The sequence below is a fragment of the Streptomyces sp. NBC_01006 genome (genome assembly GCF_045162725.1).
In the GTDB taxonomy this organism is placed as follows: Bacteria; Actinomycetota; Actinomycetes; order Streptomycetales; family Streptomycetaceae; genus Streptomyces.
The window spans coordinates 5,129,829-5,144,463 of sequence record NZ_CP108700.1; the positions used below are offsets into that span (position 1 = coordinate 5,129,829).

A 14,635-nucleotide genomic window follows, 5' to 3' on the forward strand; every position below is an offset into this window, starting at 1 on the left:
GCGTGCGCACGCAGCGTAGTTGAGGTGTGATCCTGGATACCAACCGGCCACCGGAGGCATCCCCTGCGCGGGGGAATGGTTCACACTTGTGTTCCGTGAGCTCCTCCTCTCCTTTGCCTACGCGTGTCGTCCTGTTGACCGGGCCTTCGGGTTCCGGCAAGTCCAGGCTGGCTGCCCGTTCCGGGCTGCCGGTGCTGCGCCTGGACGACTTCTACAAGGAGGGCGACGACCCGACCCTCCCGCTGGTCGACGGCAGTTCCGACATCGACTGGGACTCCCCGCTGTCGTGGGACGCCGACGCCGCGGTCGCCGCGATCGAGGAACTCTGCGCGGGCGGCCGTACCGAGGTGCCGGTGTACTCCATCGCCACCTCCTCCCGTACGGGTACGGAGACGCTGGACATCTCCCGCACCCCGCTGTTCATCGCGGAGGGGATCTTCGCGGCCGACATCGTCGCCCGGTGCCAGGAGATGGGGCTGCTGGCCGATGCCATCTGCCTGCGCGGCCGGCCGTCGACGACGTTCCGGCGCAGGCTCGCGCGGGATCTGCGCGAGGGCCGCAAGTCGCTGCCGTTCCTGCTGCGCAGGGGATGGCGGCTGATGCGGGCGGAGCGGGGCATCGTGGCCCGCCACACCGCCCTCGGCGCCCACGCCTGCGCCCGCGACGAGGCCCTCGGCCGGCTGGCCGCCTGCGCCGCGGGCCGCCACCGTACGACCGCCCCGGCGTAGCAATACGAGAAATGGCAATACGAGAAGGCGGGACCACGCGGACCCCCGTCCGCCTGATCCCGCCTTCTCCCCCCGCAGGCCCCCGTCCCACCCCCGTAGGACGGGCCCCCTGGCCCATGGTCTGTGGTGTGCCGCCTTACGCGACGAGCTCCTCGAAGGACTCCGCCTCGTCGCGGCCGAAGCTCAGCACCTCGTCGTCCCGCAGCCGCCGCAGCGACCGCCAGATGCTCGACTTCACCGTGCCGACGCTGATCCCCAGGATCTCCGCGATCTCCGGGTCCGTACGGCCCTCGTAGTACCGCAGCACCAGCATCGTGCGCTGCGGCTCCGGGATGCGGGCCAGCGCCTGCCACAGCACCGCGCGCAGTTCCGTACCCCGCATCGCGTCCGTGTCGGAGGCCGTCTCCGGGAGCTCCTCGGTCGGGTACTCGTTGAGCTTGCGGCGGCGCCACGCGCTGATGTGCAGGTTCGTCATCGTGCGCCGCAGGTACCCGCCGACGGCGGCCTTGTCGCTGATCCGGTCCCAGGCGCGGTACGTGGAGAACAGCGCGCTCTGGAGCAGGTCCTCGGCCTCGTAACGGTCACCGGTCAGGTGGAAGGCCGTCGCGTAGAGGGCGGCCCGCCGCTCCTGGACGTACGCCGTGAACTCGGCCTCCGAGGTGGCGGAGAGCTCGGGCGTGCGCTGCACCGGGACGGCGGCGGACTGGTACGTGTTCGCGTCGATGGCCACCGTGTGCGCCGGCCGCGGACGGGCGACCGTCACCGAACGGACACCTGCCCGGCGGTTCACATCGTGCAGCCGCGTGACAACCGCGCTGGTGGTGGTGCTGTGCAGCGTGTTCATCTCGCGCCCCCCGTCGTGGAGTCTGCTTCGGATCCTGCTCGGTTTCGTTGGTAAAAGACTGCCCGGCCGACTTAACCGGGGTGTCCGCCGACTGTCACAGGCCTGTCACAGCGGCTCCGGTGGGTCCGCCGTGGGTCCGCCGCGGGTCCCCCGTGCGATCCCGTGGGCCCGACGGTCGAACTCCGAACGGTCGATGGGACAGAATGAGCCCGTGCCTTTCCTGTTGCTGATCGAGGACGACGACGCCATCCGCACGGCCCTCGAACTCTCCCTGTCTCGCCAGGGCCACCGTGTGGCCACCGCGGCGACGGGCGAGGACGGCCTGAAACTGCTGCGCGAGCAGCGGCCGGACCTGATCGTGCTGGACGTCATGCTGCCCGGGATCGACGGCTTCGAGGTGTGCCGGCGGATCCGCCGCACCGACCAGCTGCCGATCATCCTGCTGACCGCCCGCAGCGACGACATCGATGTCGTCGTGGGCCTGGAGTCGGGGGCCGACGACTACGTCGTCAAGCCCGTCCAGGGCCGGGTGCTCGACGCCCGGATCCGGGCCGTCCTGCGCCGCGGGGAACGGGAGGCCAGCGACTCCGCCGTGTTCGGCTCCCTGGTCATCGACCGGGCGGCGATGACGGTCACCAAGAACGGCGAGGACCTCCAGCTCACGCCGACCGAGCTGCGGCTGCTGCTGGAGCTCAGCCGCCGGCCCGGGCAGGCGCTCTCCCGCCAGCAGCTGCTGCGCCTGGTCTGGGAGCACGACTACCTCGGCGACTCCCGGCTCGTGGACGCCTGCGTGCAGCGGCTGCGCGCCAAGGTCGAGGAAGTACCGTCCTCGCCCACCCTCATCCGGACCGTGCGTGGTGTCGGCTACCGGCTGGACTCGCCGCAGTGATCAAAGCCCTGTTCGCGGGCCGGCGCTGGACCAGCCTGCGGCTGCGGCTCCTGATGGTGTTCTCCCTGGTCGCGCTGGTGGCCGCCGTGTCCGCGTCCGGGATCGCGTACTGGCTCAACCGCGAGGCCGTGCTCACCCGTACCCAGGACGCGGCCCTCGGCGACTTCCGCCAGGAGATGCAGAACCGGGCCGCGGCGCTGCCCGCCGACCCGACGCCCGAGGAGATGCAGCGCACCGCCGAGCTGATGGCGGGCAGCAGCCCCGGGTACAGCGTGCTGCTGGTCGACGAGCGCAAGGACGGCCGCAAGGTGTTCGGCGCGGCCGGCCCCGACTCCTTCGGGCTGGACGACGTACCGGGCTCGCTGCAGCGCGCGGTGAACGACCGGCAGAAGGCGACGGCCGCGAACGACGCCGAGTACCACGTGTACTGGCAGCGGACGAAGCCGCGCGGCAATCCGTACCTGGTCGGCGGGACGCGGATCGTGGGCGGCGGGCCGACCGGCTACATGTACAAGTCCCTGGCGCAGGAGCGGGACGACCTGAACGCGCTCGGCTGGTCGCTGACCATCGCGACGGGCCTCGCGCTGCTCGGGTCCGCGCTGCTGGCGCAGGCGGCGGCCCGGACCGTGCTCAAGCCCGTACAGCGGCTTGGGGACGCGGCGCGGCGGCTCGGCGAGGGCGAGCTGGACCACCGGCTCGACGTGTCGGGGACCGACGAACTCGCGGACCTCTCGCACACGTTCAACAAGACGGCGGAGGCGCTGGAGAAGAAGGTCGCCGACATGAGCGCGCGGGAGGAGGCCAGCCGGCGCTTCGTCGCGGACATGTCGCACGAACTGCGCACTCCGCTGACGGCGTTGACGGCGGTCGCCGAGGTGCTGGAGGAGGAGGTCGAATTCCTCGATCCGATGATCGCACCGGCGGTGGGGCTGGTGGTCAGCGAGACCCGGCGGCTGAACATCCTGGTGGAGAATCTGATGGAGGTCACCCGCTTCGACGCGGGGACGGCGCGCCTGGTCCTGGACGACGTGGACGTCGCCGACCAGGTGACGGCGTGCATCGACGCGCGGGCGTGGCTCGACGCGGTCGAACTGGACGCGGAGCGGGGCATCGTGGCGCGGCTCGACCCGCGCCGGCTCGACGTCATCCTCGCCAATCTGATCGGCAACGCGCTCAAGCACGGCGGTTCGCCGGTGCGGGTGTCGGTGGTCGTGGAGGGCGAGTGGCTGGTGATCGCGGTCCAGGACAACGGGCCGGGCATTCCGGAGGAGGTGCTGCCGCACGTCTTCGACCGGTTCTACAAGGCGAGCGCCTCGCGGCCGAAGTCGGACGGCAGCGGGCTGGGCCTGTCGATCGCGGTGGAGAACGCGCACATCCACGGCGGTGACATCACCGCGGCCAACGGGCCGAAGGGCGGTGCGCTGTTCACGCTGCGGCTGCCGGTGGACGTGGGGAAGGTGATCGCCGGTGAGGCGGACGCGTAGGGCCGGGGCGGTACTCCTCGTACTGCTGACCTCGGCGTGCGGGATCAGGGCGACGACGGTGCCGGTGGACGTCGGCGCGGCGCCTTCGCGGGTGTCGTGCGATACGCCGCAGCCGCAGACCGGGGTGCAGGGTTTCCGGGCCACGGTGGAGCTGGTCTGCGGATCGCAGCTGGTCGGCGTGGAGCGGGTGGTGCCGGTGCCGGAGAAGAAGCCGGTACGGGACCCCGTGGTGCTGGTCGCCGAGGCGCTGCTGGAGGCGCTGGAGCGGGAGCCGTCGTCGGAGGAGCGGGACGCGGGGTTCACGACCGGGGTTCCGGGCGGGCTGACGGTCGCGCCGGCGCGTACGGGCGACCCGGCGGGCACGATACGCATCAGCCGCAAGCCGGAGGACCTGCCGCCGGTGGCGCTGTCGCAGGTGGTGTGCACGCTGGCGGGCAGCGAGGCCGTCTCGGCGGGCCCGGGCCCGGTGGTCCTGGGCGGCCCGGACGCGGACCCGCCGCGAGCCTGGGAGTGCACGGAAGCCGTCCGCTCCCGCCCCGAGTCGGTCCCCACCCTGGGCGAACTGGTCCGCCCGACCCCCACTCCTTCTTGACGCGCCGAAGGAGCGCCCTTGACGGGCCGGCACGAACCGGAAGGACGATGGGACTGACGGGAAACCCCCGAACCCACTCCGAGACGGGCCAGGAGGATACGGCTCGCCCGCCCGCCGGGCCCGCACCCGGGGCGGGTGGGCAACTACAGACCGGGCCCGGCACCCCGAGGGGGAGATGGCGGGCCCGCGCCGCAAGCGACGTACCCCCCCGCAACGCCGACGGCCCCCTCAGGGGGAGCTGAGGGGGCCGGGCGAGGGGCGGAGCCCCTGGACTGCACCCGACGGACGGAGTCCGGCGCAGCGGCGCGAAGCCGGTGAGGCCCGCTAGGGCCGAACGTGCGAGTGGCGCGTAGAGAAGGCCAGGCCCGCCAGGGCCGAGCCGTGCGAGCGGCGCGTGAGGAATCAGAGGCCCATGGCGGCGGACAGGTCCTTCTTGATTCCGTCCAGGACTTCCTGGCCACGGACGCGGGCCGACGCGAGGTCGGAGGCCTCGGACACCGGGACCACGACCTCCAGGTAGCACTTGAGCTTGGGCTCGGTGCCGGAGGGGCGGCAGATCACCCGGGCCTTGTAGTCGCCCTCCAGGTGGTAGCGCAGGCCGTCCGTGGGCGGGAGCTTGTCCGTGCCCCGGTTCAGGTCCTCCGCCGAGACCACCCGCAGGCCCGCCAGCGACACCGGCGGCTCCGCGCGCAGCGCGGTCATCGCCGAGGCGATGACCGACAGGTCGGAGACGCGGACCGACAGCTGGTCGGTGTGGTGCAGGCCGTGGGCCATCGCCAGGTCGTCCAGCAGGTCGGTCAGCGTGCGGCCCTGCTCCTTGAGCTCCGAGGCCAGCTCCGCCACCAGCAGGGCGGCCGTGATGCCGTCCTTGTCGCGGACGCCCTCGGGGTCCACGCAGTAGCCGAGCGCCTCCTCGTAGCCGTAGCGCAGGCCCTCGACGCGGGCGATCCACTTGAAGCCCGTCAGGGTCTCCTCGTAGCCGACGCCCGCCGCCTCCGCGATCCGGCCCAGGAGGGACGAGGACACGATGGACTCGGCGAAGACGCCGCGGGCGCCCTTGTGGACCAGGTGGGCCGCCAGCAGCGCGCCGACCTCGTCGCCGCGGAGCATCCGCCAGCCGTCCGCGGTGGGGACGGCCACCGCGCAGCGGTCGGCGTCCGGGTCGTTCGCGATCACGATGTCGGGCTGGGCCTCGGCGGCCGTCGCGAACGACAGGTCCATCGCGCCCGGCTCCTCCGGGTTCGGGAAGGCCACCGTCGGGAACGCCGGGTCCGGCTCCGCCTGCTCGGCGACCAGCACCGGCTCCGGGAAGCCGGCCCGGGCGAAGGCCGCCAGGACGACGTCCTTGCCGACGCCGTGCATGGCCGTGTAGACGGTCCGCACGCCCCGGGGGGAGCCGGAGGTCAGGACGGCGTCCGTACGGGCCAGGTAGGCCTCCAGGACCTCGTCGCCGAGGTCCTCCCAGCCGGACTCCGGACGGGGGACCGACGCGAGGGTGTCCACGCGCTCGATCTCCGCCGCGATCTCGACGTCCGCGGGGGAGACGATCTGCGAGCCGTCGCCGAGGTAGACCTTGTAGCCGTTGTCCCGGGGCGGGTTGTGGCTCGCGGTCACCTCGACGCCGGCGACGGCACCCAGGTGCCGTATGGCGTACGCGAGGACGGGCGTCGGCAGCGGGCGGGGCAGGACGGCCGCGCGCAGGCCCGCGCCGGTCATCACGGCGGCGGTGTCGCGGGCGAAGTCCGCGGACTTGTAGCGCGCGTCGTAGCCGACGACGACCAGGCCGCCGGCGTGGCCCTGGGCCTTGAGGTAGGCCGCGAGGCCGGCCGCGGCCCGGATGACCACGGAGCGGTTCATCCGCATCGGGCCCGCGCCGATCTCGCCGCGCAGTCCGGCCGTGCCGAACTGCAGGGTGCCGGAGAACCGGTCCGCGAGCTCCGTGACGTCCCCGGCGTCGATCAGCTTGGCCAGCTCGGCCGCCGTCTCCGGGTCCGGGTCCTCCGCCAGCCAGGCCTGCGCCCGGGCGATCAGGTCGTCCTGTGCCTGTGCCTGTTCCTGCACTGCCACTGCTTCCGCCTTACCTCTCGTACGTCGATCAGATGCGGGCGAGGACCTGCGTCAGCAGCTTGCCCATGCGCGCGGCCGAGTCGCGGCCGGCCTGGAGCACCTCTTCGTGGTTCAGCGGCTCGCCGGAGATGCCCGCCGCCAGGTTGGTGACCAGGGAGATGCCGAGCACCTCGGCGCCGGCCTCGCGGGCGGCGATGGCCTCCAGCACGGTGGACATGCCGACCAGGTCGGCGCCCATGACGCGGATCATGTTGATCTCGGCCGGGGTCTCGTAGTGCGGGCCGGGGAACTGGACGTAGACGCCCTCTTCGAGGGTCTCGTCGATCTCCTTGCACATCGCGCGCAGGCGCGGCGAGTACAGGTCGGTCAGGTCCACGAAGTTCGCGCCGACGATCGGCGAGGTGGCCGTCAGGTTGAGGTGGTCGCTGATCAGCACGGGCTGGCCGGGCTTCATGCCCTCGCGCAGGCCGCCGCAGCCGTTGGTCAGGACGACGGTCTTGCAGCCGGCGGCGACGGCGGTGCGCACGCCGTGGGCGACGGCGGCGACGCCGCGGCCCTCGTAGTAGTGGGTCCGGCCGAGGAAGACCAGCGCGCGCTTGTCGCCGATCTTGTACGAGCGGATCTTGCCGCCGTGGCCCGCGACGGCGGCGGGCGGGAAGCCCGGCAGCTCGGTGACGGGGAATTCGGCCTCGGGCGCGCCCAGCGCCTCTGCGGCGGGGGCCCAGCCGGAGCCCATGACGAGGGCGACATCGTGGGTTTCGGCGCCGGTCAGCTCACGCAGGCGGGCGGCTGCGGCGGTGGCGTCGGCGAAGGGGTCGGTAACAGATGCGTTCACGCAGACGAGCGTAGCCGAGCATTGCCTACGCGCGTAGATGGCGCAGCTCACGGTATTCGGATCGTTGCCTTGTCGTTTCCGCCGAAATGCCCCCGGCGCTTCACCCGCCTACGGGGCGTCCGCCGGATCAGGGCCGGACACCTCCGGCTCGGACACCTCTAGCAGGGGCGCTTGCGGAGCTCCATCACGTAGTCGTGCGGGGCCCCCGCCGACTCCGCCGCGTCGGCGATCTCGCCGAGGTAGCGCGCCGAGGGCAGGCCGCCCTCGTACCCGTTCAGCACGTAGCACCAGGCCGGCTCCTCGCCGTCCAGCGTGTGGACGCGGATCCGCATCCGGCGGTAGATGTCGAGCCCGACGCCCTCCCACCGGTCCATGGAGTCCTCGTCCAGCGGCGCGATGTCGTACAGGGCGACGAACACCTGGTGCCGCGGGGCCTCGACGATCGTGGCCAGGGCGCCCTCCCACCCCATCTGCTCACCGCCGAAGGTCAGCCGCCAGTCGTTGATCCAGCCCGTGCCGCGCAGCGGCGAATGCGGAGCGCGGCGCGTCATCAGCCGCGGGTCGAGGTTGCCGGCGTACGCGGCGTAGAGCGACATGAGGTCGAGGGTACGGGAGGGGCGGGGCGGGCCGCGTGCCCGGCCGTCCTCACGGATGGCCGGACCGGGGGAGAAGCACCTTGAAGCGTGCGGGACAATGGGGCACGGAATGCATCCCCCGGGGAATCCCCCGGAAGCCCCGGCCGGGGCGGCAGCCGGCCGGGTAGACGTGAGGCGGAGTTTTCGTGACCCGGATCGTGATCATCGGCGGCGGACCCGGCGGGTATGAGGCGGCCCTCGTGGGGGCCCAGCTCGGCGCGGAGGTGACCGTCGTCGACTGCGACGGCCTCGGTGGAGCGTCCGTCCTCACCGACTGCGTACCTTCCAAGACCCTCATCGCGACCGCCGAGGTCATGACGACCTTCGACTCGTCGTACGAGGAGCTCGGCATCGTCGTCGCCGACGACACCCCGCACATCGAGCAGGCCGCGCGCGTCGTCGGCGTGGACCTCGGCAAGGTGAACCGGCGCGTCAAGCGCCTCGCGCTCGCCCAGTCGCACGACATCACCGCCTCCGTCACCCGGGCCGGCGCCCGCGTCGTACGGGGCCGCGGCAAGCTGGGCGGCCCGCAGGGCATCGACGGCACGCGCGACGTCATCGTCACCGCCGCCGACGGCACCGAGACGATCCTGACGGCCGACGCCGTACTGATCGCGACCGGCGGCCACCCCCGCGAGATCCCGGACGCCATGCCCGACGGCGAGCGGATCCTGAACTGGACCCAGGTCTACGACCTCGACGAGCTCCCCGAGGAGCTCATCGTGGTCGGCTCGGGCGTCACCGGCGCCGAGTTCGCCGGTGCGTACCAGGCCCTCGGCTCCCGGGTGACGCTGATCTCCTCGCGCGACCGCGTGCTGCCCGGCGAGGACCCGGACGCGGCGGCCGTGCTGGAGGACGTCTTCCGGCGCCGCGGCATGAACGTCGTCGGCCGCTCCCGCGCCGAGTCCGCCAAGCGCGTCGGCGACCGGGTCGAGGTCACGCTCTCCGACGGCCGCGTCATCACCGGCACGCACTGCCTGATGGCGGTCGGCGCGATTCCGAACACCAAGGACATGAACCTGGAGGAGTCCGGGGTCCGGCTCAAGGAGTCCGGGCACATCTGGACCGACAAGGTCTCCCGTACGTCCGCGCCCGGCGTGTACGCGGCCGGCGACGTGACCGGGATCTTCGCGCTGGCCTCCGTCGCCGCCATGCAGGGCCGCATCGCGATGTACCACTTCCTCGGCGACGCGGTGGCCCCGCTGAACCTCAAGACGGTCTCGTCGAACGTGTTCACCGACCCGGAGATCGCCACTGTCGGTTACACCCAGGCCGATGTGGACGCCGGCAAGATCGACGCCCGTGTCGTGAAGTTGCCGCTGCTGCGCAACGCGCGGGCCAAGATGCAGGGCATCCGCGACGGGTTCGTGAAGCTGTTCTGCCGCCCGGGCACCGGAATCGTGGTCGGCGGTGTGGTGGTCTCCCCGCGGGCGAGCGAGCTGATCCACCCCATCTCGATCGCAGTCGACAACAACCTGACCGTCGAGCAGATCGCAAACGCGTTCACGGTGTACCCCTCGCTGTCGGGTTCGATCGCCGAGGTGGCGCGCCAGCTGCACACGCGCAAGACTGCCGGCGAGGCCTGACGGGGGTAACCGCCCCAGGTCGAAGGGGACTTGGGGCGGCCCCTGCGGGGGTGGAGTGACGTTCACTCAACCGCCTCGCCGCGTATACCACTAGTCGCCCTGTTTTATGGACAACTTCGGTATTCCGGTGCAAGGAGCTGAAACAAGACGGTCGTTGGGGTTACTGTCAGTTTCGTGTTCGCTGCAGAACGTCGCCAATTGATTCTCGAAATGGTGCGGGCCAACGGAGCGGTATCGCTCCGGGAGCTCGCCCGCGTCGTCCAGACCTCCGAAGTGACCGTACGGCGGGACGTGCGGGCACTGGAGGCCGAAGGACTCCTCGACCGCCGACACGGCGGTGCGGTTTTGCCGGGCGGTTTCACGCGGGAGTCCGGATTTCCGCAAAAGTCCCATCTCGCGACGGCGGAGAAGACCGCCATCGCCGATGTCGCGGCCTCCCTCGTCGAAGAGGGCGAGGCCGTCGTCGTCGGCGCGGGCACCACGACCCAGGAGCTGGCCCGCCGGCTCGCCCGGGTGCCCGGACTGACCGTCGTCACCAACTCGCTGCTGGTCGCCCAGGCGCTGGCACACGCCAACCGGGTAGAGGTGGTGATGACGGGCGGTACCCTGCGCGGCTCCAACTACGCGCTGGTCGGCAGCGGGGCGGAGCAGTCCCTCCAGGGGCTGCGGGTCTCCCGGGCCTTCCTGTCCGGCAGCGGCCTGACCGCGGAACGCGGTCTGTCCACGTCCAACATGCTGTCGGCGAGCGTGGACCGGGCCCTGGTCCAGGCCGCGGCGGAGGTGGTGGTCCTCGCGGACCACACCAAGCTGGGCACCGACACCATGTTCCAGACGGTGCCCACCGATGTGATGACCCGTCTGGTGACCGACGAGCCCCCGCCGCACGACGACCGCGCGGCGACGGAACTCCAGGCCCTGGCCGACCAGGGCGTCCAGATCACGATCGCCGGGGCCGTGGCCTCCGGCGGTACGGGTGACGGCATGGCGGGCCGCCGCCCGCGCCGGGAGTCCCCGCTGCCGGTCCAACGCCGAGGCGGCCCGACGGCCCAACTCCGCAGCGCCCCCGCGTCGATGCTGGAGCAGCAGTCTGCGGGGGACCGCCCCCGCGTCGCGGACATGCGGCGCCGCTAGCGGACGCCCCAGGGGTGTCCGGCGGGGCGTCCGGCCGGACCGTCCCGAAACGCGTGAGGCCCGGAACCCCCGTAGGGATTCCGGGCCTCAGCGGTTCGAGGACGTCAGTCCTTGATCTCACAGATGGTGGCGCCGGAGGTGAGGCTGGCGCCGACTTCGGCGGTGAGGCCGACGATGGTGCCGGAGCGGTGCGCGTTCAGCGGCTGCTCCATCTTCATGGCCTCCAGGACGACGACCAGGTCGCCCTCGTTGACCTGCTGGCCCTCCTCGACCGCGACCTTGACGATCGTGCCCTGCATCGGGGACGCCAGCGTGTCGCCGGAGGCGGCCGGGCCGGACTTCTTCGCCGCGCGGCGCTTCGGCTTCGCGCCGCCCGCGGCGGCCGTGCGGGCCAGCGTCATGCCCAGCGAGGACGGGAGGGAGACCTCCAGGCGCTTGCCGCCGACCTCGACGACGACCGTCTCGCGGCCCGGCTCGTCCTCCGTGTCCTCCGCCGCCGGGGCGGCGAACGCGGGGATGTCGTTGACGAACTCGGTCTCGATCCAGCGGGTGTGGATCCGGAAGGGGTTCGAGGTGAACGCCGGGTCGGCGACGACCGCACGGTGGAACGGGATGGCCGTGGCCATGCCCTCCACGTCGAACTCCGCCAGCGCGCGCGCCGCCCGCTGCAGGGCCTGCTCGCGCGTGGCACCCGTGACGATGAGCTTGGCGAGGAGGGAGTCCCAGGCCGGGCCGATGACCGAGCCGGACTCCACGCCCGCGTCCAGGCGGACACCGGGGCCGGAGGGGGCGTTGAACTTGGTGACGGTGCCGGGGGCCGGCAGGAAGCCGCGGCCCGGGTCCTCGCCGTTGATGCGGAACTCGAAGGAGTGCCCGCGCAGGACCGGGTCGCCGTAGCCGAGCTCCTCGCCGTCGGCGATGCGGAACATCTCGCGGACCAGGTCGATGCCGGTGACCTCTTCGGTGACCGGGTGCTCGACCTGCAGGCGGGTGTTGACCTCCAGGAAGGAGATCGTCCCGTCCGTGCCGACCAGGAACTCGACCGTGCCGGCGCCGACGTAGCCGGCCTCCTTCAGGATCGCCTTCGACGCCGCGTACAGCTCGGCGTTCTGAGCCTCCGACAGGAACGGCGCGGGGGCTTCCTCGACCAGCTTCTGGTGGCGGCGCTGGAGGGAGCAGTCGCGGGTGGAGACGACGACCACGTTGCCGTGGGAGTCGGCCAGGCACTGCGTCTCGACGTGGCGCGGCTTGTCGAGGTAGCGCTCGACGAAGCACTCGCCGCGACCGAAGGCCGCGACGGCCTCGCGGACGGCCGAGTCGTAGAGCTCGGGGACCTCTTCGAGCGTACGGGCGACCTTCAGGCCGCGGCCGCCGCCGCCGAAGGCGGCCTTGATCGCGATCGGCAGGCCGTGCTGCTCGGCGAACGCGACGACCTCGTCGGCCCCGGAGACCGGGTCCGGGGTGCCCGCGACGAGCGGGGCGCCGGCGCGCTGGGCGATGTGACGGGCGGCGACCTTGTCACCGAGGTCGCGGATGGCCTGCGGGGGCGGGCCGATCCAGGTCAGGCCGGCGTCGAGGACGGCCTGCGCGAATTCGGCGTTCTCGGAGAGGAAGCCGTATCCGGGATGGATGGCGTCCGCGCCGGAATCGGCTGCGGCCTGCAGGACCTTGGAGATGTCCAGGTAGCTGGCGGCCGGGGTGTCACCGCCCAACGCGAAAGCTTCGTCGGCCGCGCGGACATGCAGAGCGTCCCGGTCCGGATCGGCGTAGACGGCTACGCTTGCGATTCCGGCATCCCGGCAGGCCCGAGCAACGCGGACAGCGATTTCGCCACGGTTGGCGATGAGCACCTTGCGCACGATGGCTCCCTCCTTGAAACAAGCTGAGTTTAGGGACAGCCCACACGGCGTTTCGACCCTTCCCTAGAGGTGACCTTGCCCACACGGAGTGTGATTCGAGTCCGCCTCGAGTGAGGAAAGCCCTTGTGGCGCCCCAGGTCAGGGGGATCCCCGACTGCACAGTAACCCCGTCACCCGTCCGAGGTCTCTGTTCGCCCGGTCAGCGGGCCCCCGTGATTCTTTGTCGAGTCCCTACGAACGGCCCACACATTCTTTGCGTGATCACCGGCGTGGGCACCTCGCGTAACGAAGCTGCCCGGACCCCTTGTCCGTACGTTTACCCGTTAGTAGCCTCCAGGGCGTCGAACAGGCTTGTGGTCGCTGTGGGGCGGGAGGGGTGTGTCGTCGTGGGCGTCGTACTGCGCAGACTCGTGGCCGGACTGGCCGCGATCGTGCTCGTCGCCGAGGCGGCGGCGCTGGTCCTCGTCCACATCGTGCTGGGCAGGACCACCCACAATCAGTCGATGTCCATCGCGGGCATGGATCCGGATGTCATGTCCACGGCGACGTACGCAATGGGGGCGGGCATCGGTGCGTTCCTGCTCCTGTGCGCCGTACTCCTCGCCGTGGCGGCCGTACGCGACCGCGCGCCCGGCACCTTCGCCCGCGTCGTGCTCGTCACCGCCGCCGTCACCCACGGGGTGCTCGGCGCCCTCGCCGTGGGGCTGGTCGGCTGGGGCGCCTTCGCCGTGATGATGCTGATCCTGTGCCTGCTGGTCCTGACCCTGATGCTCTACGCGGCCCGGGGCGCTGACGGGACGGCCCCGGGGGGCGCCCCTGACGGCCGCGAGGCCCCGCCTGCGCCGCTCGGGGAGCTCAAGCCCACAAATCCGTGATCGACACGCCCAGTTCGCCCAGCAGGGAGCGCAGCAGGGGCATCGACAGCCCGATGACGTTCCCGTGGTCGCCGTCGATGCCCTCGATGAACGGAGCCGACAGCCCGTCCAGGGTGAAGGCCCCGGCCACGTGCAGCGGCTCGCCGCTCGCCACGTACGCGGCCACCTCGGCGTCCGTCGGCTCGCCGAACCGGACCGTCGTGGAGGCGGTGGCCGACACCTGACGCCCCGTCGCCGTGTCGATCACGCAGTGCCCGGTGCGCAGGACCCCGGCCCGCCCGCGCATCGACTTCCAGCGGGCGGTGGCCTCCTCGGCGTCCGCCGGCTTGCCGAGCGCCTCGCCGTCCAGCTCCAGCACCGAGTCGCAGCCGATCACCAGGGCGCCCGCGGCCTCGTCCAGGGCCGCCACGACGCCCGCCTTGGCCTCGGCCAGCGCCAGCGCCAGCTCGGCCGGGGTCTCCGCGCTGAGCGCGTCCTCGTCGAAGTGGCTGACGATCACGTGCGGGGCCAGCCCGGCCTGGCGCAGCAGGTTGAGCCGGGCGGGCGAGGCGGAGGCGAGGACGAGGGCGTGGGCGTGGGCCGGGGCCTGGGCAGCAGCAGTCATGCCCGCCATCGTAGGCGCGGGCCTCACACCCCCGGCACGCCCTCGCGCCCGCTAGAAGCCCACCCCCAGCACGTACACGACCACCAGCATCGCGAGGACGACCACCACGGTCATCCGCCGGACCATCGCCTGCGCGTCGCGCATGTCCTTGGGCGGCTCGTTCTTCGGGTCTGACCAGAGCATGCCCCGATCCTGGCCCCGCGGACCGGTGTGGCGCCTGAGTACGGGTACTCAGGCGCCACGGTCCGTTCACACCATCTTCACGACCGGACGGGGGTCCGTCCGGACCCCGCCTAACCGGGCCAGTACGTACGGGCCCACGCGCGCGGCCCCGGCTGCGGCAGCGTCCGCCGGGCCACCCGGGCCGGCGCCGACCACTCGTCCGCCACCCGCTCGGCGCCCGACGGTGCCGAGGCCAGCACCGCCGCGCGCGCTTGGACCACCGCCAGTGCGGCGGCCAGCTCCTCGGGCGTCGGGTTCCCCTTGACGACCTTGATCACCACGGG

Annotated in this window: 15 protein-coding genes; 7 read left to right on the forward strand and 8 right to left on the reverse strand. The window is 72.1% G+C overall.

The genetic code is table 11. The features are described 5' to 3' along the window. Positions 1-29: 29 nt before the first annotated feature. Complete coding sequence (locus OG509_RS23605; protein ID WP_406187660.1) at positions 30-728, forward strand: uridine kinase; 699 nt, start codon at positions 30-32, stop codon at positions 726-728. A 136-nt stretch (positions 729-864) separates the two neighbouring features. Here OG509_RS23605 and OG509_RS23610 read toward each other — a convergent pair whose 3' ends face one another. Then, positions 865-1,572, reverse strand: coding sequence for a SigE family RNA polymerase sigma factor (locus OG509_RS23610; RefSeq protein ID WP_406184453.1), 708 nt, complete (start codon positions 1,570-1,572; stop codon positions 865-867). A gap of 211 nt (positions 1,573-1,783) precedes the next feature. Here OG509_RS23610 and afsQ1 point away from each other — a divergent pair, with 211 nt between their 5' ends. The 3 genes from afsQ1 to OG509_RS23625 are packed head-to-tail and all read left to right on the forward strand — an operon-like array spanning position 1,784 to position 4,537. Continuing rightward, complete coding sequence (gene afsQ1, locus OG509_RS23615) at positions 1,784-2,461, forward strand: two-component system response regulator AfsQ1 (RefSeq protein ID WP_180291024.1); 678 nt, start codon at positions 1,784-1,786, stop codon at positions 2,459-2,461. A gap of 53 nt (positions 2,462-2,514) precedes the next feature. Next, positions 2,515-3,945, forward strand: coding sequence for an ATP-binding protein (locus OG509_RS23620; RefSeq protein ID WP_406187661.1), 1,431 nt, complete (start codon positions 2,515-2,517; stop codon positions 3,943-3,945). Beyond that, positions 3,929-4,537: a hypothetical protein gene (locus OG509_RS23625; protein ID WP_406184454.1), complete on the forward strand. Its 609-nt coding sequence runs from the start codon at positions 3,929-3,931 to the stop codon at positions 4,535-4,537. Before OG509_RS23620 ends, OG509_RS23625 begins: the two co-directional genes overlap by 17 nt. Positions 4,538-4,939: 402 nt before the next feature. Here OG509_RS23625 and OG509_RS23630 read toward each other — a convergent pair whose 3' ends face one another. From OG509_RS23630 to OG509_RS23640, 3 genes are all read right to left on the reverse strand, one after another. Next, positions 4,940-6,598, reverse strand: a complete 1,659-nt coding sequence (locus OG509_RS23630; protein ID WP_406187662.1) for a phospho-sugar mutase — start codon at positions 6,596-6,598, stop codon at positions 4,940-4,942. A 34-nt stretch (positions 6,599-6,632) separates the two neighbouring features. Next, positions 6,633-7,439, reverse strand: a complete 807-nt coding sequence (locus OG509_RS23635) for a purine-nucleoside phosphorylase (protein ID WP_406184455.1) — start codon at positions 7,437-7,439, stop codon at positions 6,633-6,635. A gap of 158 nt (positions 7,440-7,597) precedes the next feature. Further along, complete coding sequence (locus tag OG509_RS23640; RefSeq protein WP_030865395.1) at positions 7,598-8,035, reverse strand: gamma-glutamylcyclotransferase; 438 nt, start codon at positions 8,033-8,035, stop codon at positions 7,598-7,600. A 185-nt stretch (positions 8,036-8,220) separates the two neighbouring features. Here OG509_RS23640 and OG509_RS23645 point away from each other — a divergent pair, with 185 nt between their 5' ends. Both OG509_RS23645 and OG509_RS23650 read left to right on the forward strand, forming a co-directional pair. After that, positions 8,221-9,660: an NAD(P)H-quinone dehydrogenase gene (locus OG509_RS23645; protein WP_030154980.1), complete on the forward strand. Its 1,440-nt coding sequence runs from the start codon at positions 8,221-8,223 to the stop codon at positions 9,658-9,660. 174 nt (positions 9,661-9,834) lie between these two features. Continuing rightward, positions 9,835-10,791, forward strand: a complete 957-nt coding sequence (locus OG509_RS23650) for a DeoR/GlpR family DNA-binding transcription regulator (RefSeq protein ID WP_406184456.1) — start codon at positions 9,835-9,837, stop codon at positions 10,789-10,791. Positions 10,792-10,895: 104 nt separating this feature from the next. On the opposite strand, the gene OG509_RS23655 is transcribed toward OG509_RS23650, so the two are convergent. After that, complete coding sequence (locus OG509_RS23655; RefSeq protein ID WP_385579792.1) at positions 10,896-12,650, reverse strand: acetyl/propionyl/methylcrotonyl-CoA carboxylase subunit alpha; 1,755 nt, start codon at positions 12,648-12,650, stop codon at positions 10,896-10,898. 386 nt (positions 12,651-13,036) lie between these two features. On the opposite strand from OG509_RS23655, the gene OG509_RS23660 reads away from it, so the two are divergent. Next, entirely contained in the window at positions 13,037-13,525 is a 489-nt protein-coding gene (locus OG509_RS23660; RefSeq protein WP_406184458.1) for a hypothetical protein, read from the forward strand. Here the strand turns inward: OG509_RS23660 and OG509_RS23665 are convergent. The 3 genes from OG509_RS23665 to OG509_RS23675 all read right to left on the reverse strand — a co-directional run bounded on the left by OG509_RS23665 (position 13,506) and on the right by OG509_RS23675 (position 14,632). After that, positions 13,506-14,138: a Maf family protein gene (locus OG509_RS23665; RefSeq protein WP_406184460.1), complete on the reverse strand. Its 633-nt coding sequence runs from the start codon at positions 14,136-14,138 to the stop codon at positions 13,506-13,508. The genes OG509_RS23660 and OG509_RS23665 overlap by 20 nt on opposite strands. A gap of 42 nt (positions 14,139-14,180) precedes the next feature. Further along, the gene (mmpB, locus tag OG509_RS23670; protein WP_099889787.1) at positions 14,181-14,312 is read right to left on the reverse strand and encodes a morphogenic membrane protein MmpB; all 132 of its coding nucleotides are present in this window, start codon (positions 14,310-14,312) and stop codon (positions 14,181-14,183) included. Between the two features lie 110 nt (positions 14,313-14,422). Next, positions 14,423-14,632: an acyl-CoA carboxylase epsilon subunit gene (locus tag OG509_RS23675; protein ID WP_387282026.1), complete on the reverse strand. Its 210-nt coding sequence runs from the start codon at positions 14,630-14,632 to the stop codon at positions 14,423-14,425. Positions 14,633-14,635 lie beyond the last annotated feature (3 nt).